This window comes from Williamsia sp. z34, assembly GCF_059553395.1.
In genome coordinates this window covers 99,193-120,407 of sequence record NZ_JCANWW010000001.1, presented here as the reverse complement: position 1 = coordinate 120,407, position 21,215 = coordinate 99,193, and the positions used below count along the sequence as shown (strand labels likewise).

19 protein-coding genes, 1 tRNA gene and 1 other RNA gene are annotated in these 21,215 nt (G+C 65.9%); 6 read left to right on the top strand and 15 right to left on the bottom strand.

What is annotated here, in order from left to right; genetic code table 11:
* Positions 1-31 precede the first annotated feature (31 nt).
* Positions 32-104: transfer RNA gene (locus tag AC51GT_RS00570), tRNA-Ala, on the bottom strand.
* 120 nt (positions 105-224) lie between these two features.
* Entirely contained in the window at positions 225-971 is a 747-nt protein-coding gene (locus AC51GT_RS00565) for a DsbA family protein (RefSeq protein WP_496327529.1), read from the bottom strand.
* Between the two features lie 133 nt (positions 972-1,104).
* On the opposite strand from AC51GT_RS00565, the gene AC51GT_RS00560 reads away from it, so the two are divergent.
* On the top strand, positions 1,105-1,854 hold the full coding sequence (locus AC51GT_RS00560) for a VIT1/CCC1 transporter family protein (RefSeq protein WP_496323445.1): 750 nt from the start codon (positions 1,105-1,107) through the stop codon (positions 1,852-1,854).
* Positions 1,855-1,869: 15 nt separating this feature from the next.
* On the opposite strand, the gene pgm is transcribed toward AC51GT_RS00560, so the two are convergent.
* Positions 1,870-3,513 (bottom strand): phosphoglucomutase (alpha-D-glucose-1,6-bisphosphate-dependent), encoded by a 1,644-nt coding sequence (gene pgm, locus AC51GT_RS00555; RefSeq protein ID WP_496327528.1) that lies wholly within the window; start codon positions 3,511-3,513, stop codon positions 1,870-1,872.
* Between the two features lie 215 nt (positions 3,514-3,728).
* On the opposite strand from pgm, the gene AC51GT_RS00550 reads away from it, so the two are divergent.
* Together AC51GT_RS00550 and AC51GT_RS00545 are read left to right on the top strand one after the other, a co-directional pair.
* Positions 3,729-4,916 carry a lipase family protein gene (locus AC51GT_RS00550; protein WP_496327527.1) on the top strand — a complete coding sequence of 396 codons (1,188 nt, stop codon included), beginning with the start codon at positions 3,729-3,731 and terminating at the stop codon, positions 4,914-4,916.
* Positions 4,910-5,497, top strand: a complete 588-nt coding sequence (locus tag AC51GT_RS00545; protein ID WP_496327526.1) for an alpha/beta fold hydrolase — start codon at positions 4,910-4,912, stop codon at positions 5,495-5,497. The genes AC51GT_RS00550 and AC51GT_RS00545 overlap by 7 nt, the downstream gene beginning before the upstream one ends.
* Positions 5,498-5,585: 88 nt before the next feature.
* On the opposite strand, the gene AC51GT_RS00540 is transcribed toward AC51GT_RS00545, so the two are convergent.
* The 3 genes from AC51GT_RS00540 to AC51GT_RS00530 all read right to left on the bottom strand — a co-directional run bounded on the left by AC51GT_RS00540 (position 5,586) and on the right by AC51GT_RS00530 (position 8,720).
* Positions 5,586-6,431, bottom strand: a complete 846-nt coding sequence (locus tag AC51GT_RS00540) for an aldo/keto reductase (RefSeq protein WP_496327525.1) — start codon at positions 6,429-6,431, stop codon at positions 5,586-5,588.
* 178 nt (positions 6,432-6,609) lie between these two features.
* Positions 6,610-6,977, bottom strand: a transfer-messenger RNA (tmRNA) gene (gene ssrA, locus AC51GT_RS00535).
* Between the two features lie 210 nt (positions 6,978-7,187).
* The gene (locus AC51GT_RS00530) at positions 7,188-8,720 is read right to left on the bottom strand and encodes a cutinase family protein (RefSeq protein ID WP_496327524.1); all 1,533 of its coding nucleotides are present in this window, start codon (positions 8,718-8,720) and stop codon (positions 7,188-7,190) included.
* Positions 8,721-9,145: 425 nt separating this feature from the next.
* Here AC51GT_RS00530 and AC51GT_RS00525 point away from each other — a divergent pair, with 425 nt between their 5' ends.
* A complete protein-coding gene (locus AC51GT_RS00525) occupies positions 9,146-13,057 on the top strand; it encodes a WD40 repeat domain-containing protein (RefSeq protein ID WP_496327523.1) in 3,912 nt (1,303 codons plus the stop codon).
* A 34-nt stretch (positions 13,058-13,091) separates the two neighbouring features.
* On the opposite strand, the gene smpB is transcribed toward AC51GT_RS00525, so the two are convergent.
* From smpB to AC51GT_RS00490, 7 genes are all read right to left on the bottom strand, one after another.
* Positions 13,092-13,565 (bottom strand): SsrA-binding protein SmpB, encoded by a 474-nt coding sequence (smpB, locus tag AC51GT_RS00520; protein WP_495515097.1) that lies wholly within the window; start codon positions 13,563-13,565, stop codon positions 13,092-13,094.
* 110 nt (positions 13,566-13,675) lie between these two features.
* Positions 13,676-14,581: a permease-like cell division protein FtsX gene (gene ftsX, locus AC51GT_RS00515; RefSeq protein ID WP_496323438.1), complete on the bottom strand. Its 906-nt coding sequence runs from the start codon at positions 14,579-14,581 to the stop codon at positions 13,676-13,678.
* 97 nt (positions 14,582-14,678) lie between these two features.
* Positions 14,679-15,368 (bottom strand): cell division ATP-binding protein FtsE, encoded by a 690-nt coding sequence (gene ftsE / locus AC51GT_RS00510; RefSeq protein WP_482135295.1) that lies wholly within the window; start codon positions 15,366-15,368, stop codon positions 14,679-14,681.
* 82 nt (positions 15,369-15,450) lie between these two features.
* Complete coding sequence (locus AC51GT_RS00505; RefSeq protein ID WP_496327522.1) at positions 15,451-15,945, bottom strand: Rv3103c transmembrane domain-containing protein; 495 nt, start codon at positions 15,943-15,945, stop codon at positions 15,451-15,453.
* Positions 15,942-16,886, bottom strand: a complete 945-nt coding sequence (locus AC51GT_RS00500) for a mechanosensitive ion channel family protein (protein WP_496327521.1) — start codon at positions 16,884-16,886, stop codon at positions 15,942-15,944. Before AC51GT_RS00500 ends, AC51GT_RS00505 begins: the two co-directional genes overlap by 4 nt.
* Positions 16,887-16,954: 68 nt before the next feature.
* A complete protein-coding gene (prfB, locus tag AC51GT_RS00495) occupies positions 16,955-18,067 on the bottom strand; it encodes a peptide chain release factor 2 (protein WP_496327520.1) in 1,113 nt (370 codons plus the stop codon).
* Between the two features lie 48 nt (positions 18,068-18,115).
* Positions 18,116-18,523: a hypothetical protein gene (locus AC51GT_RS00490; protein ID WP_496323434.1), complete on the bottom strand. Its 408-nt coding sequence runs from the start codon at positions 18,521-18,523 to the stop codon at positions 18,116-18,118.
* Between the two features lie 67 nt (positions 18,524-18,590).
* Here AC51GT_RS00490 and hisN point away from each other — a divergent pair, with 67 nt between their 5' ends.
* Both hisN and AC51GT_RS00480 read left to right on the top strand, forming a co-directional pair.
* Positions 18,591-19,397 carry a histidinol-phosphatase gene (hisN, locus tag AC51GT_RS00485; protein WP_496327519.1) on the top strand — a complete coding sequence of 269 codons (807 nt, stop codon included), beginning with the start codon at positions 18,591-18,593 and terminating at the stop codon, positions 19,395-19,397.
* Between the two features lie 27 nt (positions 19,398-19,424).
* Positions 19,425-20,087, top strand: a complete 663-nt coding sequence (locus tag AC51GT_RS00480) for an MBL fold metallo-hydrolase (protein WP_496327518.1) — start codon at positions 19,425-19,427, stop codon at positions 20,085-20,087.
* Between the two features lie 85 nt (positions 20,088-20,172).
* Here AC51GT_RS00480 and AC51GT_RS00475 read toward each other — a convergent pair whose 3' ends face one another.
* Both AC51GT_RS00475 and AC51GT_RS00470 read right to left on the bottom strand, forming a co-directional pair.
* Positions 20,173-20,619 carry a DUF2752 domain-containing protein gene (locus tag AC51GT_RS00475; protein ID WP_496327517.1) on the bottom strand — a complete coding sequence of 149 codons (447 nt, stop codon included), beginning with the start codon at positions 20,617-20,619 and terminating at the stop codon, positions 20,173-20,175.
* Positions 20,616-21,035, bottom strand: coding sequence for an NINE protein (locus tag AC51GT_RS00470; protein ID WP_496323430.1), 420 nt, complete (start codon positions 21,033-21,035; stop codon positions 20,616-20,618). Before AC51GT_RS00470 ends, AC51GT_RS00475 begins: the two co-directional genes overlap by 4 nt.
* Positions 21,036-21,215 lie beyond the last annotated feature (180 nt).

Here is a 21,215-nt window from a genome sequence, read left to right as displayed (position 1 = left end):
GGTCAAGACCGGAGAGGATTTCGTCGATGGGTGGAGCTAAGGGGATTCGAACCCCTGACCCCCACACTGCCAGTGTGGTGCGCTACCAGCTGCGCCATAGCCCCGTATTCGGTTTTCGCAAGCTTTGCGGTTGATTTCTCCGCTCGGCTTGCTTGACCGAAATTACACCATCCGCGGGAGCGCGACCAAATCCGCTAGTCGGCGGACCCGGCCGGGCCCACCGATCAGCCGTTGTCGGAGCTGATGAGCTGCTCGACCCATTCCGGCCCGTTGGTGACCGTGACCTGCTTGCCGTCGCGCAGGACGCTGGGCGTACCCACCTGGCCGCCGAGTGCGGTGGACAGCTCTTCCTGTGACTGCTTGGCCGAATCCTGCGCAGCGGCCACCTGCGCCCCCTCCGCAATGCACTGCTGCGTCGCATCACCGGCGCCGACGTCCTTCGCGTACGCGGCCAGCGCTTGATTGCTGTGGTCGACGTCACCTTCGGTGGGCTGCTCCTGGAAGAGCTTCGAATGGAAGGCCAACTGGACGTTTTGGTCCTCACCGGCGGCCACGCACTTCATCGCACCTGCCGCGCGAGAGCTGTAATCACCCGAACCCGATCGCTTGTCCAGGAAATTCAGCAGGTGATAGCGGACCTGCAGCTGACCGCTGTTGATCGCATCGGTCAGCGCCGGACCCGACGCCTCCTCGAGGTTGCGACAGGCTGGGCACTGGAAATCCTCGAACATGTCTATGGTCACCGGTGCCGCGGCGTCGCCCGCGGTGAAGGTGGCACTGGAGGCCAGGGCATTGGTGTCCGCAGTTCCGTTGTCACTGTTGCTGTTCCAGATGATCCCGCCGATGACGACGGCCGCGATGACCACCACAGCCAGCCCGGCAAGAATGTACGTCGTCGTGCTCGACTGTGCGCGGGGCTGGTATTTGCCGCCCGACACCTTGGGTACCGACTGCTTCTTCTTGTTGCTCACTTTGTCCTCACCGAACCGATTCACACCCGACTGAATTCATCGCGCGACACACGCGCGTCGCCTACCAGGGTATCGAGCAACGCCTGAGAACAATCTGAGCAGATCCGCCGGTGACCGGGCGTACGATCGCGAGGTGTCGCCGCGCGAATATCCGAATGAGGCACCGCATCCTCCCCGGTCCGGGAGAGACGAGGCGAGTCACACCCATGCCAATGTCGCAGGCGGGCGGCTACGCGCTGCGACCTTCGGCGCGATGGACGGTCTGGTCACCAATATCAGTCTGGTCGCCGGTGTCGGGGCCTCCGGCACCTCCGGTCACACCATCATCCTCAGCGGCGTCTCGGGTCTGGCGGCCGGCGCATTCTCGATGGCCTTGGGTGAATACACCTCGGTGACCACACAGAACGAACAACTCGATGCCGAGGTCGCGGTCGAACGCCGTGAACTGGCCAGGCATCCCGACGCCGAACTGAACGAACTGATCGAGGAGTTCGTCGACCTCGGGATGACCCGGGAAACCGCAACCGCCGCCGCGGGCGAGGTCCACCGCGATCCCGATCGGGCCCTGAACCTGCATCTGACCCAGGAACTCGGCATCGATCCGGCCGGTCGGCCCTCGCCGATCGTCGCGGCCGTCTCCTCGTTCGTGATGTTCGCGATCGGCGCGGTGATCCCGCTGCTCACCTATCTGCTCGGCTTCGAATCACTGACCGCCGCCCTCGCGGTCGGCGCGGTCGGACTACTCGTCGCAGGCGGTATCGCCGCACAGTTCACCAATCGGCCGGTGTGGAAGGGCGCACTGCGACAGCTCGCCTTCGGCGTGATCGCCGCCGCGGCAACCTATCTCGTCGGCTACCTGATCGGCGTCCCGGCATCCGGTTGATCTGCGGGCAACAGCTCAGCCCAGGACACCATCGACGAGCTCCTGGGCCTGCGCCTGGACCTGCGCCAAATGCTCTGGCCCGTTGAACGATTCGGCGTAGATCTTGTACACGTCTTCGGTACCCGACGGCCGTGCGGCGAACCACGCGTTCTTCGTGGTCACCTTCAGCCCACCGATCTTCGCCCCGTTGCCCGGCGCCTCGGTCAGGATCGCGGTGATCGGCTCACCGGCGAGTTCGGTCGCGGTCACCTGATCGGCCGACAGTTTCGCCAGCGTGGCCTTCTGCTGCCGATCGGCCGGAGCATCGATGCGCGCATACGACGGCGACCCACCATGCTGCTCCGCCAATTGCCCATAGCGCTGCGACGGCGTCTTGCCGGTCACCGCCAGGATCTCCGACGCCAGCAGGGCCAGGATGATGCCGTCCTTGTCTGTCGTCCAGACGGTTCCGTCGGTGCGCAGGAACGAGGCCCCGGCACTTTCCTCGCCACCGAAACCGACCGAGCCGTCGAGGAGTCCGGGCACGAACCACTTGAATCCGACCGGCACCTCGATCAGGTTCCGCCCGATACCGGCGACCACGCGGTCGATCATCGACGACGACACCAGGGTCTTGCCGACCGCCGCACCCGGCGACCATCCGTTTCGGTGGGTGAACAGGTAGTCAATGGCAACGGCCAGGAAGTGGTTCGGATTCATCAGACCACCGTCCGGGGTCACGATGCCGTGCCGATCGGAGTCGGCATCGTTACCCGTGGCGATGTCGTACTGATCGCGTGCACCGATCAGTGAGGCCATCGCGTTCGGCGAACTGCAGTCCATCCGGATCTTGCCGTCGGTGTCGAGCGTCATGAACGAAAAGGCCGGATCCACAGAGGGATTGACCACCGTCAGGTTCGTCAGCCCGTAGCGCTCACCGATCTCGCCCCAGTAGTCGACCGAGGCGCCCCCGAGCGGATCGGCCCCGATTCGGACGCCCGCCGTGCGGATGGCCGCCATGTCGATCACCGAGGCCAGGTCGTCGACGTACGCGGCGAGATAGTCGTAGGTCCCGCAGAACTCGGATTCCCGGGCGCGCTCGAAGGGGATGCGCTTCACACCGGACAATCCGCTGCGGAGCAGTTCGTTGGCGCGGGCCGCGACCACGCCCGTGATGTCGGTGTCCGCCGGACCGCCGTTGGGTGGGTTGTATTTGAAACCGCCGTCGCGGGGCGGATTGTGCGACGGGGTGACGATGATGCCGTCGGCCTGCGGGCCACCGCCACCGCGATTGTGGGTCAGGATCGCGTGGCTCAGCGCAGGCGTCGGGGTGAACCCGTCGCGACTGTCGACCAGCACCTGCACCCCGGCAGCGACCAGGACCTCGATCGCGGTCTGCCAGGCGGGCAGCGAAAGCGCGTGGGTATCACGGCCGATGAACAGCGGCCCGGTGATGCCTGCGCCGGAGCGGTACTCGACGATCGCCTGCGTGGTCGCCACGATGTGATCTTCGTTGAACGCGTTGTCCAAACTCGATCCCCGATGGCCGGAAGTCCCGAAAACGACCTGCTGCAAAGGGTTTTCAGGATCGGGCTTGCCGGAATAGTACGCATCGGTCACCGCCGAGACATCGATCAGATCTTCCGGCAACGCCACGGTTCCCGCACGCGGATGAGCCATTGGTCTTTCCTTCCGGTTGTGCTGCAGCGGGCCGGCGAACCGTCCGCTGCGTCCTGGCGACTTCGACTGGACGCCCCGAATTCTGCCACCGATCGTCCTACGCGGCGCAGCGAGCGGGCTACACTCCAGCGTAGAAATGTCGCGCTCCGAAGAACCCGGGACCGACGAAACCTCGGTTGGGGGACGGAGGGAGCATCGTGCGTGTTCGGAAACCGATGAGAAGGCGATTCCTGCGAGGCCTTGCCGCCCTTGCACTCACCACGACGGCGGTCATCGGCTTCACCGCGGCCCCGGCCGGCGCGGCACCCTTCATGCCCGCCCCCGACAGCGACCCGTTCTATGCCGCACCCGCCAACCTGGATTCCGCGGCCAACGGACAGGTACTCAAGGTGCAGAACAGGGCCAGCCCCTTCCCGGGATCCACCGCCCGGAAGGTCCAGTTCCGGACCACCGATTCCGCCGGTGAACCCATCGCCGCGGTGACCACGGTGTTCGTCCCCGATGGCGGAGCCCGCCACGACCTGCTCTCCTACCAGCCGTTCACCAACTCCCTCGGCCTGCAGTGCGCGCCGTCGCACCAGCTGTTCGCCGGTGGACTGCAGGAACAGCAGCTGATCGCGTTGGCCCTGGCCCGAGGCGTGGCGGTGAATGTGCCCGATCACCTGGGCCCCACCAGCGCGTACGGTGCGGCCCGGCTCGGCGGCACCATCACGCTCGATTCCATCCGTGCCGTGCAGTCCGACGCCGGGTTCCGCATCGGCAGGACCCCCACGGTTCTGGCCGGATACTCCGGCGGCGCGATGGCCAGCGGGTTCGCCGCGACCCTGGCGCCGACCTACGCCCCCGAGTTGAATCTCGTCGGACTCTCCGCCGGTGGAACCCCGGTCAACCTCGGCGCCATCGCCCGGACCCTCGGCGTCACGGCCAACCCGTTGTTCGGTCTGGGATTCGCCGCATCGGTCGGCCTGGAACGCGAGTACCCGACCGCACTGCCCCTGTCACGACAACTGAACGGACGGGGTGTGGCGTTGGCCGACCAGATCCGCAACGCCTGCACGCAGCCGATCATCGACGCCGGCGCCGGCCTGCGGATCTCCGACGTCGTGACCGGCGGCCGCCTGTCCGATGATCCGGCCGGTACCGCCGCCCTGAATCGAAACAGCCTGGAGGTCTCGCCCGAGGCACCCAGGATTCCGGTGCTGCTCTATCAAGGCGCCGACGACCAGCTCACGCCCACCTCGCGTGTCCTGGCCACCGCCGCGAAGTGGTGCGGTCAGGGCACCCGGGTACAGACACTCATCGTGCCCGGCGACCACGGGTCCACCATCGCAGCCGGCGTGCCGTTCGCGTTGGCGTACATCAACGATCGACTCTCGGGCGCGCCCGCACCCAGCTCGTGCTGATCCGGCGCGGTGCTACCCCGTCCGCTTCGGTACTGGTGCTCCCCGGCGGGACCGATCTGTCGTACAAACCCTTCAGCCGCACCCAGCCGGCGGCGTTGCGGATGTACCCGTTCACGTTGTCACTCGCCGCACTGCCCGGGGTGGTCGTGCGACAGGCCCGGTACCGGGTCTACGGCTGGAACGGTGGACAGAACAGTCCGATGCCCTACGCCCAGGTCGCACTCTCCGAGCTCCTCGACGCACACCCCGACGTCCCGACGATCGTGATCGGACATTCCATGGGCGGACGCGTCGCCGCACAGTTGGCGGCCGACAAGCGGGTCGCCGGGGTCCTGGCCCTGGCCCCCTGGTGGCAGCACGCCGACTGGCGGCACATCAACGACGACGCCCGGGTCCTGGCCCTGCACGGCACCGCCGACACCCGCACCTACGCAACGCGTACCGCCAAGGGCATCAACGAGCTCCGGCAGCGCGGCGTCGAGGCCGACTACGTCCCGATCGACGGTGGCGGGCACGCACTTCTCGACCACGTGTGGACCTGGCAGTCCACCGCGGTGCAGTTCGTCCGCAGCTTCCGCTAGCAAATTCGCGCCGGTTACAGCGAAACGCGCCGGTTGCAACCGGCGCGTTTCGGGGTAAGTGGCGCGAATTTCCGCAGCGGGGCGGGGGTCAGCCGATGTAATCGAACGTGTCGGGGTTGGGGCCGTTGCGGCCTGCCTCCCCCTTGTCGAGTGCAGTGATCGCGTCGATCGCGGCGTCGTCCAGTTCGAAATCGAACAGCGCGAAGTTCTCTGCGACGCGCTTCGGCGTGACCGACTTCGGGAAGATGATGTCGCCGCGCTGGATGTGCCAGCGCAGGACCACCTGTGCGGTCGACTTCCCGACCCGGTTCGCGATCTCCGTGATCACCGAGTCATCGAGAACCTTGCCCTGGGCGATGGGTGACCAGGCCTCGGTCGCGATGCCGTGGTCCTTGCCGTACTGCCGGGCGGCCTCATTGGTGAAGTACGGGTGTACCTCGATCTGGTTGACCGCGGGCACCAGAGCTGTCTCGGCTGCGAGTCGGTCGAGATGTGCGGGCTGAAAGTTCGATACACCGACCGACTTCGAGCGGCCGTCCTTGGCGAACTCGATCAGGGTGTTCCACGTCGATACGTAGTCGCCGCCGTACTGCGTCGGCAGCGGCCAGTGGATCAGGAACAGGTCGATCTGCTCCAACCCGAGCTCCTTGAGCGTGGTGTCGAAAGCCTTGCGGGCCGCATCGGGCTCGTGGAACGTGTTGTTCAGTTTGCTGGTCACGAAGATCTCGTCACGGGCGATCCCGGACGCCCGGATCCCTTCGCCGACCTCTCTCTCGTTGCCGTACATCTCCGCGGTGTCGATGTGCCGGTAGCCGACCTCGAGTGCGGTCTTCACGGCGTCGGCGGTGTCTTCCGGCTTGATCTGGAACACACCGAATCCGAGCTGCGGGATGGTGTTGCCGTCATTGAGAGTGATGTTCGGAACCTGGGTCATCGTCATCCTTCGTCTGATCTCGCCTGCGCCAAAGCGAAAGGCTTCACAGTGGCATGTCGTCGTTCCTCGAGAGTCCAACACGACGGCGGCTCACCGATATTCCAACAGCTCCTGATTCCGCGATGGACTCCTGGCAAAAAGAAACAGGCCAGAGCTGTGGGCTCTGGCCTGTTTCCAACGGTGGAGCTGCCGGGAATCGAACCCGGGTCCTTCGCCGTGTCAGTAGGGCTTCTCCGTGTGCAGTTCGCTGAGTCTCTACTCGGATCTCTCGGTCACGCGAACAAGCCGAGATGACGATCCCAGTCGCTGTTGGGTGTCCCACTGTGGTCCGCGACCAACCGCAGTGGTGAGTTCCCTAAATGATGCCGGTACCCGGGGCGGGAACACACCCGGGCCGACAGACACGCAATCGCTTAGGCAGCGAGGGCGTAGTCGCGCTGATTTTTGTCGGCGCTTAATTGGTTGCTACGACGCTTACGGTGGTCTCTAGCCTGCACCGACACGCTTCCCCTACCTCAACGCACCAAGTCGAAACCGTTCAGCCCCTGGTCGGTGAATCTCTGGCAGGATCCAGCCGCTGGCAGCGACCGGACAATCCATTGTAACAAGACCCTCGCCCTTGTCATTCCCTTACCGCCGGCCACGTCGGACGCCGAGTGGGCAGCCCATATGAAAAGGGCCTCATCTCCGCCGACCTGGCGGAGATGAGGCCCTTTTCGAGAGTTCATCGGGAGGTGTCCCGATCGATCTCTTCTCTCAGTTGTCGACCCCGGCGTCGACGATTTCGGTGACCTTCTCGACGGCGTCGATGACAGGCTGGACCTTCCCGACGAGCGGCGCGACCGTCCGATCAACACCGTCGATCACCCGATCCACCGCGGCCGCGCCCTGATCGATCGTCCCCGTCACATCGGTGACCTGGGCTTCGATCGCCGAACCGCGAGCAACATTGTCGACCTCGTCGGTGAGTGCGTCGGCGACCTTGGGCAGCTGCCTGGCCATAACCCGGTTGACCTCGGCAACCGCAATGGCCGTGGCCACCCGGTTGGCGGTCGGATCGGACATCGATGACGTCGTCGCGGCCGGAGCCGCAACAGGTTCGACGCTCCCCGACGGCGCGGTGCTGACCGCAGACTCCCGGAGCCACGAACTGACGTAGTTCGAGCCGGTCATACCTGACTGGTCAGGGTCGGTGAAGTAGCTGGTGTGAGAGAGCCCCGGGTACCAGTACTCCGGATGCGCCGCCATGAGCAGCACCCCGATGTTGTTGTGGATACCGAGGACCAACTCCTGCCCCACCTTGGCTTCCCAGGCGTTCGAGAACTCCGAGGCGAACGTCGCCACACCGTATGCCGACCGCAGCACCACAAGCGGGTCCCGATGGTTCGGCGCCGTGTAATACGGATTCGTCGTCGTGGCGACCACATCGCCCAACGTCTCCGACGACAACATCCAGTGCGGGGTCGTCACCACATGGAGTCCGGTCAGCAGCGCCGACCGCAGCACGACCGACCCCAGGTCAGTCGTGATCAGAGCCGGATCGGTGGTGTCGATGTGGATCTGCTCGGCCACATTGGCCCCGATCCGGACCACCTGGGCATTGTCCGGGATCGCACAGGCGAAATCACCGGTCATACACAGCGACACAACGCGGCCGGTCAACTGACCGAACTCGGCACCACGTGCCGATCCGATACCGGCACCGAGAGCCGCCTCCGAACTCGCCGCACTGGTCCGCGCACCGTTCAACGGTGCCGACAGTCCCGGCGCGCCGGGAACCAGATCTGCGCCCACACCCCGGTTGGGGTCGGAGATCAGGTAGACGCCGCGCACCCGCGATGCGGGTACCGGCCCATCGCCCGAACCGATATCGGCCGCCACCCGGTTGGCGATATCGGCACCCTGGCTGTATCCCACGATCGCGATCTCGGTGTCCGCACCACACCGCTGTGCGATCTGCGCGATCTGCGCCTCGGTCGCCGCCACACCGGCGTCGACCGATTGTGCATATGGCGTGCCGTCCGACGAGTAACCGAAGTCAGCCGGATAGGGCACGTACGTCGTCTGCATCGAGCCGGCGGGCGCATCCCGCTCGGCGTCCGCGATCACCGGGGCCAGAACGCTCCGTTGATCATGCGGGTCCCTGTTGACACTCGAATCCAGCGTTCCCGGGACCGCCACCACGTGGAGGTCAGGGCAATCACTGATCGGTCGTGCCGACACGTTCGACTGAACCAGCGCCGGCACCACACCCATTGTCATGGTCGCCGCGACGGAGGCGAACATCATCGCCGCCACCGGGCGCCATCGACGGTGCCGACGATCCGCCTCAATCGTGGCACCACCCCCGGCCCTAGATCGTTTTCGGGTCATTTCGAATGCTCCTGTTGAGGCTCATGTCCATGTGGACACCGAGCGTGGGACTTGTGCATTGCCCCCAACTCAGAGACCGGCCGGACCCACGGCCAGTTCGCAGTTGGTTAGGCAGACCTAATCCTCTATGTGAAAGCGCTGTCTGGCTCCTGTGGGAACTCGCCGGACCGAAAAGGTACTGTTCACGTGGCATGAATCCCTGTCCGGTCCGGATCCTGTACGAGCCAGACCGGCGCCCGCCCGGGCGGGGAAATCGTGTGACCTGGCTCTCGTTTGGTTGTGCAAGCAGTTGGCAGGATCAACAATCATTTAGCTCTTCGAACAGATCGGCAGAACCGGGGTTGGACGACGTCACACCGAGCATCGCCACACGCGACGCTCGCCTGGAGTTCGCGGCACGCTTCCGTCTGTTGCACGAGACCGCCGGTTCGCCGGCACTCAAATCCCTCGCCTCCCGGGCGTCCACGTCGCTGCTCATCGGGGACTCACCCCGTGCCGGTGCCGTCTCCCCGCAACGACTGTCGGATTGGCGAACCGGCCGGAACGTCCCCGCCAGGTTCGACGGGCTCGCGGCCACACTCCGCGTGCTCATCGCAGCCGCCCGGAAGCGACGGCCCGAACCGCCGTCCCGCGGCCTGTACTCGATGGTCGAATGGCACAACCTGTGGAACGAGGCGTTGGCCTCCCCGGCGATCGCGGAACGGGCCAAGGAGACCCGTCCGAAAGTGGCGGAGGGGCCTGCCGGCCCGCGCCCGGACACCTGCCCGTACCCCGGGCTGACCGCCCTGTCCGATTCGGACACCGCCTTCTACTTCGGGCGGACGAAGGCGGTCTCGATCCTGGTCGAGCGATTCACCGCCAACCTCGGATCCCGACGACTGACCTTTGTGGTCGGCGCGTCGGGTTCGGGCAAATCCTCACTCCTGCAGGCCGGCTTCGCCGTCGCGATCGGCGCCGACTACACGGTCACCTCCATGACCCCGGGCACCCGACCCACCCAGGCGCTCACCGAGGCTTTGGGTTCGGAGGCTCCCCCCACTCCGCGGGTACTGGTCGTCGACCAGTTCGAAGAGGTCTTCACCAACTGCGACGATGTCGAGCGCTCGGCATTCATCTCCATGCTGACCGAACTGCCGGGCAACGAATCGGGCACGCCGGGCAGTTGCGCAGGCGTGGTCGTCGCGGTGCGTTCGGACTTCTACCAGCAGTGTGTCGAACTACCCGCACTCACCGATTCGCTGGTGCACAACCAGATGGTGCTCGGCCGGATGTCGCGCGCCGATCTCACCTCGGCCATCGTCGGGCCCGCGGCCGCGGTCGGGCTCTCCGTGGCCGACGGACTCGTCGACGTCATCCTGTCCGATCTCGGTGTCGCCTCGCGGAGCGCAACCGCGGTCCCGTCCGATCCGGGGGTACTCCCCCTGCTGGCGCATGCGCTGCATCGCACCTGGGAGGCCAGATCGGGCAACGTCCTCACCCTGGCCGGTTACCGCGAGACCGGCGGTGTCCATGGCGCCATCACCCTGAGCGCCGAAGAGCGCTGGGCACAGTTCACCGACATCCAGCGTGAGGTCGCCCGCGACCTGCTGCTGCACATGATCCACATCGGGGAGGACGGGCGCGGAACCCGGCGGCACGTCCCGACGCTCGAACTGCGCAACCGGCATCCGCAGGCCCCGGCGATCCTCGACGCGCTCGGCCAGGCACGCATCATCGTCCATGACGAGCGCGGGACCACGTTGGCCCACGAGGCCGTGATCGAAGCATGGCCACGGCTGTCGCAATGGCTCGACGACGACCGCGAAGACGTCCTGCGCCGGCAACGGGTCGACGCGGACGCCCGCGAATGGCAAGCGGGCGACAACGATCGGTCGCTGCTCTACAGCGGCACCCGGCTGGCAGCGGCGACCGAGTGGCAGAAGAACGCCCGCAGTCCGATCTCCCCGACCACCGTCGAGTTCCTGCGCGCCGCCCGGGAATCGTCCCGCCGCGTCTCCCGGCTGCGCCGCGGCCTGGTCCTGCTGCTGGTGATCCTGCTGCTCACCACCGCGATGGCGGCACTGCTCGCGGTGCAGCAACAACGTCAGGCCGACGCCGATCGCTCCGACGCACAGTTCAACGCATTGCTGGCGCAGGCCGCACTGACGCAGTCGGTCGATCCGACGATCTCGGCGCGGCTGTCCCTGGCCGCCGCCGAACAACGCCCCGACGACCCGCGGCCCAGTGCACTGCTGATGGGCACCCAGACATCCGCGCTGGCCAGTGTGGTCGACGGACATCAAGGCGCCGTCTACGACGTCGCCATCAGCAATCGCGATCTGGTCGCGACCGCAAGCTACGACCGCACCGTCCGTTTGTGGCAGGAGTCGGGAACCGGTCTGCCGACCCCGATCGGTCAGCCGCTGGCCGGACACCAGTCGTGGATCACCAGCGTCGAATACTCCACCGACGGTGACACCCTGTTCTCCGGCGACGGTGACGGCGTCGTCCAGGCCTGGGATGTCACGGACCCGGCCCAGGCGCACCTGCGCGCGGCCACACCACTCACCGGACACAGCGGGGCCGTCTACCAGATAGCCGTACGTCCCGAAGCCGACGGCGTGACGCGCTGGATCGCCACCGCGGGCGACGACCACACCGCACGACTGTGGAACCTTCAGACCGGGCAGACCCGGGTCCTGGCCGCGCATGGTGACGCACTTCGGACCCTGGCCTTCTCCCCCGACGGCAACACCCTGGTCACCGGCAGCGATGACCGCACCGCGATCGTCTGGGACACCGGCGACCCGTCGGCTGCGCAACAGCTCGGCACGCCCCTCACCGGGTACGACGCGACCGTGCACGCCGTCAGATTCAGCCCGGACGGATCACTGCTGGCCACCGCGAGCGACGACCAGACCATCCGGATGTGGTCGATGGCCGACCGGGCGGCACCCCGGGCGATGGGCGCTCCCGCCGAAGCCCACACCGCGGCGATCTGGTCACTCGAGTTCAACCACGACGGCTCGCTGCTGGCCACGGCCAGTTGGGACGGCACTGCCAAGGTCTGGAGCCTGACCGACCCGTCGCGTCCGGTGCTGCTCGGGCAGCCGTTGACCGGCAGCAGCGGTGGACTGACCACCGTCGCATTCGGCGGTCCGGGAGGACGACTGATCACCGGCGGTCAGGACGGTGCCATCCGGTTCTGGACGCTGCCCGCCGGAACGGTCCTCGGCCACACCGGGCGGGTCGCGCAACCCGCCTTCAACGCGTCCGGGTCCCTGATGGCAACCGGTTCACGCGATGGCACGGTGCGGATGTGGGACACCACCGAAGGCTCCGCCCCGCGCCCGGTGGCGCTGCTCGAGGACCCGGCCGGACCACAGGAAATCGAGACCATCGCATTGTCCGGCGACGGTCGAACGCTGGCGTACAGCAGCCTGGGCACCGGGCAGGTGCGACTGTGGGACGTCTCCGACCCGGCCTCCCCCCGACCGCTCGGTGCTCCGCTGATCACCCGCGCCCGATACACGCACGGACTGGCCTTCTCCCCCGACTCCCGGTCGCTGGCAACAGCCTTCGACGACCAGAGTGTGCAGATCTGGAACCTGACCGATCGGCGTGAGCCGGTCACCTCGGGGGCACCCCTGACCGGACCCCAGGGCTGGATCAACGATGTGACCTTCTCCCCCGACGGCCGGTATCTGGCCGCGGCGAGCAGTGACAAGAACCTGCACCTGTGGGACCTGCAGCGGGGGGCGCCCTTGTCCCAGGTCTACCCCGGACACGGTGGACCGATCAACGCGGTGGCGATCAGCCCGGACTCCCGGTGGGTGGCAACCGGCAGCGACGACCAGACCGTACGACTGTGGAAGCTCGATGCGCTCGACTCGAGTCCGGTGAAGGTGACCGGACACGAGTCGACAGTGCGATCGGTGGGCTTCGACCCCAGTGGCGCCATGCTCGCCACGGGCAGCGACGACCAGACCGTGCGCATGTGGGACCTGCGCGAGATGACCCACCCCACCGCGATCGGACGGACGGTTACGCCCCCGGGCACGGTGCGCTGGAAGGTCACCTTCAGCCCCGACGGCAAACATCTGGCAGGCGCGGGCGAGAACGGTGCACTGCGCTGGTGGACTCACCAGGTCAAGGCAGACACCGGACTCTGCCAGGCCACGGCCGGCGGGATGACCGAGAGCAAATGGCGAGATCTGCTGCCCGACATCCCTTACCGCCAGACGTGCGCGGGAAACGAATCAGTGCCGGGCTGAGATCGGGCCGAGGACAGAAGGTCCCGACAGTCGGTCAGCGCATACCCTTCACGCGACGACCCAACTCCCGGGTGACCTCGCGTTCGGCGTCGCGTTTGGCCAGATCGTGACGCTTGTCGTGGGCCTGTTTGCCTCGCGCGAGCGCCAATTCGACCTTGACCTTGCCGTCGTTGAAATACATCGACAGCGGCACCAGGGTCAGGTTGCCGTCCCGGATCTTGCCGACCAGGCCGTCGATCTCCTTGCGGTGCAACAACAGTTTGCGACTGCGCCGCGGCGCGTGGTTGGTCCAGGAGCCGTTGCCGTATTCCGGGATGTGCAAGCCGCGGAGCCAGACCTCACCGTTGTCGACGGTCGCGAACGCGTCCACCAACGAGGCCTTGCCTTCGCGCAGGCTCTTCACCTCGGTGCCCAGCAACGCGACCCCGGCCTCATAGGTGTCGAGGATGGCGTAGTTGTGCCGCGCCTTACGGTTCGTGGCAATTGCCTTGCGGCCCTTTTCCTTCATCCTCGTCACCTACTCTCAGTTCGCCGATCGGCCGCGGTCCCGTCCGGGTCGCGGCGGCGTCATCGATGGCCCCGCAACAATACACAGCAGCAGGCGGGGGTGTCGCATCCTTATTCTCGGACGTAGAAACGCAGCGTCGCGTAGGCGGTCAGGCTCGACATCACCACACCGATGATGACCAGCCACGGCGCGACGAACAGCACGTCCGAGATCTCGATCTTGGCCAGGATGTTGACCCCGTACAGGTCCTGCAGGGCGCGATCGAAGAACAGCGCCTTGGCCCCGAAGAGTCCGGCGATCGCCAGCAACGAACCGACCAGGGTCGCGATCACCGCCTCCAACAGGAACGGCAGCTGGGTGTACCAGCGGGTGGCACCGACCAACCGCATGATGCCCACCTCGGTCCGCCGGGTGTAGGCGGCCACCTGGACCGTGTTCGCGATCAACAGGATCGCCGCGATCGCCTGCACCAGGGCGATGGTGAACGCGGCGTTGCGCGCACCGTCGAGGACGCTGAAGATCCGGCTCACCAGTTCTCGCTGATCCAGGACACTGTCGACGCCTTCGGCATCGCGGAACTCGTCGAGCACGGCCCCGAACTGATCCGGGTCGGCCATCCGGACCTTGAACGATGCCGGCAACGTGTCCTCGCGGACCAACGCCGCGATATCGGGGTTGTTGGCGAAGGTCTTCGTCGTGGCGTCACGGAAAGCCGCGGCCCGGTCGATGTACTGCACCGAATCGACCCCGTCCGCCGCCTCGATCTGTTCGCGCAACGTCAGGCAGGGAGCGGTCTGACAATTCGGGTCGGCATCGGTCACCTCATCGGAGATGAAGATCTGCATCTCCACCCGGTCGAGGAAGATGTCCTGCGTCTTGTCGGCCATCTGGACCACCAGCAGACCCGCGCCGAACATGCCCAGGGTGATGGCGGTGGTGATGATCATGGCCATGGTCATGGTGATGTTGCGGCGCAGTCCGTTGAGGACCTCGCTCAATATGAAACTCGCACGCATGTGAGTTGGGGTGTCCTCCCGGTCGGGACTGCAGAAGTGAAGTCGTGAGGGTCGTTACACGGGTCGAGCTCTGCTGCGCTGCGTCTGAGCCGCGGGGTCAGCCGCCGAGGCCGTAGACACCGTGCTCGTCGTCGCGGGCGAGGCGGCCGTTGCTGAACTCGAGGACCCGGCGGCGCATGGAATCGACGATCGCCCGGTCATGGGTGGCCATCACCACGGTGGTCCCGCGGCGGTTCACCCGGTCGAGGACCTCGACGATCTCGCGACTGGTGTCGGGATCGAGGTTTCCGGTCGGCTCGTCGGCGAGTAGGAGCAGGGGCCGGTTCGCAATGGCGCGGGCGATCGCCACCCGCTGCATCTCACCGCCGGAGAGCTCGTACGGCATGCGGTCGGCCTTGCCGGACAGTCCGACGTACTCGAGCACCTCGGGCACGACCTTGTCGACGGTGCTGCGCGGCTTGCCGATGACCTCGAGGGCGAACGCCACGTTTTCGGCCACCGACTTCTGTTGCAACAGCCGGAAGTCCTGGAAGACACATCCCACCGACTGGCGCAGCTTCGGCACCTTGCGGCTGGGCAGCTTGTTGACGTGGAAGTCGCCGACGTAGACATCACCCGTGGTGGGTTTGTCCTCTTTCAGGAGCAGACGAAAGAATGTCGACTTACCCGAGCCCGAAGGCCCGATGAGGAACGTGAAATCGCCTTTGTCGACGTCGAGGGACAGATCCCGCAGTGCGGGCCGGGTCGATGCCTTGTACTGCATCGTCACATTCTTGACGCTGATCACGGTCTGCCAGTGTAACCACGGATTTGCGACAACCCGCTCAGGCGGGCCCGGGCGGGCCGGGCGCAGTTCCCGGTGACGCGATTCACGGAGCGATGCTCATAGTCGGCAGTTCCAGTCCGGGCAGCAATCCCCGCGTCGACTGAGAGGTCGATGTCGGCGGCGGTATCGTCCCGGTCTGCGGCGCGTTTCCGTTTCGCTCCTGCTCCGTCGTCTCGACGGGCTGGTCGGTCTCGGGGATCGTCGTGGTGGTCGACGGCGTCCAGGTGGTCTCCGGGGTCTCGCTGTACTCCGGCTCCGGCGTGGACGTCTCGGGGACCGGAGTGGGGGTTCTGCGCTGCTGCACCTGCTCGGACTGGGCCTGCCGGTTCTGCTCGTCAATCTTTTCGTAGTGCTCGGACCGCTGGCCGTACAGGGCCAGGGCCCCGAGGAACAGCACCACCAAGACGACCGTGGTGGTCCGGACCTTCCCGCGGAACAACCGCCGCGGGATCCGATCCCACAGCGATTTCCTCGGCGGGGCCGAGTGGGCGGGGGTCGGGTTGGTCGGGGTCGGGTTCGTCGGCGTGTGGTCGCTCATCGACGTGCCTCCTCCGCAACGGCGGGATCAACCGCATCGGTTTCGATGGCGGACCCGGGGGCCAGCGCGATCCCGGCCCGGCCGAATGCGCGGACGAGTCGCGATCGCAGATCACGGCTGACCTCGAACTGGCGGCCGGGCAGGGTTCGCGCCACGATCCGCACGGTCATGGTGTCGACCTCGATGTCGATGACGCCCATCGCGGTCGGTTCGTCGAGCAGCAGCTTGCGCATGCGGGTGTCGTTGAACGCCTGATGACCGATCTGGGCGATCAGGTCGTTGACCCGGCCCATGTCCACCCCGATCGGCAACGGGATGTCGACCACCGACCGCGCCCAGTCCTTCGACAGGTTGATGGCCTTCACGATCTGCCCATTCGGGATGGTGATCATCTCGCCGTCGGCGGAGCGCAATTTGGTGATCCGCAAGGTGACGTCCTCGACGGTGCCCTCTGCCGGTTCGGCCGAACCCACGATCGCCAGACTGACGACGTCGCCGAAGCCGTACTGCTTCTCGGTGATGATGAAGAAACCCGAGAGCAGGTCCTGCACGATGCGCTGTGCACCGAAACCCAGGGCCGCACCGAGCACTGTCGCCGGCGCCACGAACCCGGTGATGGGTACGCCGAGCTCACGGACGATGCTGAAACCGGCGATGATGTAGACGACCGCGATGGCTCCCCATGCCAGCACCTGCGCGACCGAATGACGATGTTTGATGGCCTCCGATCGCACCAGGGCGTCGGATTCGGTGAAAGCGGCGTCGATCCGGGTGGTGATCTTGTTGACCATCCACTGGATGAACCGGGTCGCCAACAACGCGCCGACCACCCACAGCAGGATCGACAGGCCCTGCAGCGACAACCATTCGATGAGCCGGTCGGATCCGGCCACACCGCCACTTGCGGCCGTCGTCGTCAATGCGCTGACGTCATGCACCACTCAATTGCTCCTTCGCGTCGTGCGTGACTGCGGGCCGCTCACGTATGCGCCCGGCCGGCCTCAGCCGATCAGGCGCTCTGAGCCATCCTCCACCGGATGCCCGACTCGATGAATCCGTCGATGTCACCATCGAGCACCGCGGTCGGATTGTTGACCTCGTATTCGGTCCGCAGGTCTTTGACCATCTGGTACGGATGCAGCACATATGACCGCATCTGGTTGCCCCAGCTGGACCCGCCGTCGCCCTTGAGAGCGTCCATTTCGGCGCGCTCTTCTTTGCGTTTACGTTCGAGAAGCTTTGCCTGCAGCACCCGCAGGGCGGCTGCCTTGTTCTGCAATTGGCTCTTCTCGTTCTGACAAGTCACCACGATACCGGTCGGGATGTGTGTGAGCCGCACAGCGGAGTCGGTGGTGTTCACAGACTGTCCACCCGGGCCCGACGATCGGTAAACATCAACGCGCAGTTCGGTTTCCGGGATGTCGATGTGGTCTGTGGTTTCGACCACAGGGAGCACCTCGACCTCTGCGAAGGACGTTTGCCGGCGACCCTGGTTGTCGAATGGGCTGATGCGCACGAGCCGGTGGGTGCCCATTTCGATGGAGAGCGTGCCGTACATGTACGGCCCCTTCACGGCGAACGTCGCGGACTTGAGGCCGGCCTCTTCGGCGTAGGAGGTGTCGTAGACCTCGACCTTGTGATCGTGTTTCTCGGCCCAGCGGATGTACATGCGCATCAGCATCTCCGCCCAGTCGGCGGCGTCCACGCCCCCGGCGCCGGAACGGATGTTGACCAGTGCGTCACGGTGGTCGTACTCACCGGCGAGCATGGTCTTGACCTCCATCGCCTCGATGTCGGTGCGCAGGGAGGCACGCTCTGCGTCGGCGTCGGCGAGCGCCTCGGCCCGGGAGTCACCCTCTTCGGATTCGGCGAGTTCGTAGAGCAGCGGCATGTCCTCGACACGCTGGCGCAGCTCGGAGACCCGGCGCAGTTCGGTCTGCGCATGCGAGAGCTCGCTGGTCACCTTCTGGGCGTGCTCCTGGTTGTTCCACAGCTCCGGATCGGCGGCCTGATGCTCGAGTTCGTCGATCCGTCGGCGGAGCTCCTCGAGGTCGAGAACCTTCTCCACTGTGGTCAGGGTCGAATCGAGGGCGTCGAGGTCTGCTGAAACGTCTGGATGCACGGTCACTCAGGTTACCGGTCGCGGGGACAGAGTCCTATCTGCGCACTTCTAATCTTTGCGCAAGTTGGGACCGGCGCCGCCCGGTTCGTCCCCGATCGGCCCGGCGATCTCCCACGTCGTCTCGGCCTTGCCGGGTTTGTAGGTCACCGGGATCTCGTCCCCGACCGACGGCCAGCTCATCGCCATGGTGACCACGAAACGGCCGTAGACCTCGGTCGGAGCCGTGTCCGGACCGGTGATGGTGCCGGAGACCGTGCAGAAGACCTGGTTGTTCCTGTCCCCTTCGACGGGCTTGTCGGAAACCCCCGTCACCGTCAACGTGCCGGGTACGCGGTCGACGAAACGGCGGTCCCCCGCCGCACCGGCGGCAGGTTGTCCCGGCCGCGAGCGCCGCCACTGGACGAGGACGGCGCCGAGCATCGCCGCAAACATGAGGATGATGATGATCTCGAACATGGCCGGTCGGCTCCTCAAGTGGTGGGGTCGGTGGCTACCAGGTTAGTGCCGGGTAGCGTGGCAAACCGTGACCGACTCAAGTGGCCTGCCGAACGCTTCGAGCGATCTGGAGCTCGCGTTGTCGCTGGCCGAACTCGCGGACATCATCACCATGGACCGGTTCGGCGCCATCGACCTGCACGTTGATTCCAAGCCCGATCTCACGCCGGTATCCGACGCCGATCTGGCGGTCGAGACGGGCGTACGAAACGAGCTCCAGCAGATTCGGCCCGACGACGCGGTCCTCGGCGAGGAGTTCGGTGGCGACGTGGCGCTGACCGGACGCCAATGGGTGATCGATCCGATCGACGGCACCAAGAACTTCGTCCGCGGCGTCCCGGTATGGGCGACCCTGATCTCGCTGCTCACCGACGGCGTTCCCCAGGTCGGTGTCGTCAGCGCACCCGCGCTGGGCCGTCGATGGTGGGCCAGCGCCGGGGACGGGGCCTTCGCCCAGTCCCCCGACGGCTCGGTTCGGCCTATCCAGGTGTCCCGGGTGTCCGACGTCGCCTCGGCGAGCCTGGCCTTCTCGAGCCTGTCGGGCTGGCGCGACCGCGGCATCCGCGATCAGTTCATCGACCTGACCGACGCCGTCTGGCGGGTCCGGGGTTACGGCGACTTCTACAACTACTGTCTCGTTGCCGAGGGCGCCGTGGACGTCGCCGCCGAACCCGAGGTGTCGCTGTGGGATCTGGCCGCGCTCGACATCCTGGTGCGGGAGGCCGGCGGCGCGTTCACCGGTCTCGACGGAATCACCGGGCCACATCAGGGCAGCGCGGTGGCCTCCAACGGGCTCCTGCACGAGCCGGTTCTGGCAGCACTGACTTCGAAGTGAGGCCTGCCCGGGCGCATACTTGATCTCATGCAGATCACACATTTTGGGCATTCCTGCATCCTCGTCGAACTCGACGGAACCAAGGTGCTGTTCGATCCGGGCAACTTCTCGCACGGATTCACCGGTGTCACCGGCCTCGACGCCATCTTGATCACCCATCAGCATCCCGACCACGTCGATGTGGCGGCATTGCCGGATCTGGTGGCCGGCAATCCCGATGCGGTGCTGTACGCCGACCCACAGACGACCGCACAACTCAACGGCGACGACGTCGCCGGCACCTGGACCGCCGCCCACCCGGGTCAGCAGTTCGCCATCGGCGCGCTCACCGCACGCATCGCCGGCGGCACCCACGCGGTGATCCACCCGGACATCCCCACCATCGACAACGTGGCATATCTGCTGGGCGACAACAAGAATCCGGCGCAACTCATGCATCCGGGCGATTCATTGTTCGTCCCGGACGAGACGGTCGACGTGCTCGCGATGCCGACGATGGCGCCGTGGATGAAGATCAGCGAGGCCATCGATTACCTCCGCGCGGTGAGCCCACGCCTGAGTTTCCCGATCCATCAGGGTCTGCTCAACAACTCAGGGCTGAACATGCACTATGCCCGCCTGTCCGAGATGAGTGATCCGGCAACCGAATTCATCGTCCTCCCCGATCAGGACGCACTGACTCTCACCTAGGCCAAGCCGCCGCTGCTCCACCCAAATTTGCACTGTCCAAGCGTAATTGCGCCTGGACAGTGCGTATTCAGGTGGACGAGGGGGGTTATGCGATGTCGGGGAAGATCCCGGTACCGGCGAGTTGATCGATCACGCGGGCGATCCCATAGAGCACCCACAGCGCCACGACAGCGATGACGAGGGGATCCCGCAGAACGCGGACAACCGGCGTCATCGGCCGCTTGCGCACCTGCAACACGGCCACCGCGATCACGAACGCGGCGACGGCAAGCAGGCTGATCGGACCGAAGAGGTTGTACGAGAAGGCGTCGGCAAAATGCCCGTGGGCCGCAGCGGTCCAACTGCGGGTCAAACCACAACCGGGACAGGGAAGACCGGTCACCAGACGCATCGGACACATCGTGGGACCGGAGGTACTCATCGCCGGCGTGACGGCGAACGCCGTGACGATCGCCGCGGCACCGACACCGGCCGCGACCCGAACAGTTCGTTCGGGTCGTCGCCGGTGCGGCAACGTCGGCAGGGCCGTCACTTCAGCGGCAGGCCGTCCGAGTCGGGGACCTTGCGCATCGCGATGAGCACGATGTCGATGAGCGTCCATATGCCCAGCCCACCACAGGTGAGGAGCTTGGCGATACCCAGGCCGGTGTATCCGAGGTAAAAGCGGTCGATACCGAAGCCACCGACGAACACGGAGATCAACAGGGCGGTCAGCCACTCCTTCGAGGAGAACAGACCGGGGACCTGGGAAACCGGGAACCAGCTACTGGTCTGGGTACGAATCTGCGTCTCGGGCTTGACCTGACCGGATCGGACCAACCCGGCCAGATCCTGGTAGCCCATCGGGCCCTGTTCCTGACCGAACAGCGAGACGATGAAGGTGTCGTTCTGGGGGCCGCCCATCGGCTGGGGCGGCGGCGGCGGGAAGCCGGGAGGAGGTTGCGTCATGGGAGGAACGATAAGCCACAAAGGTGGTCTTGGACACCCGGCGACCAAAAATGTCATTGATTGAATGACGCCGACGGATCACTAGCCTGACCAGCGTCGATGGAGATTATCGCCGACCCATTATTTGTCCACGAGACTCCACCGCCGCGGTACCCTTCCCGCCTGCGTGACAAAGCACCT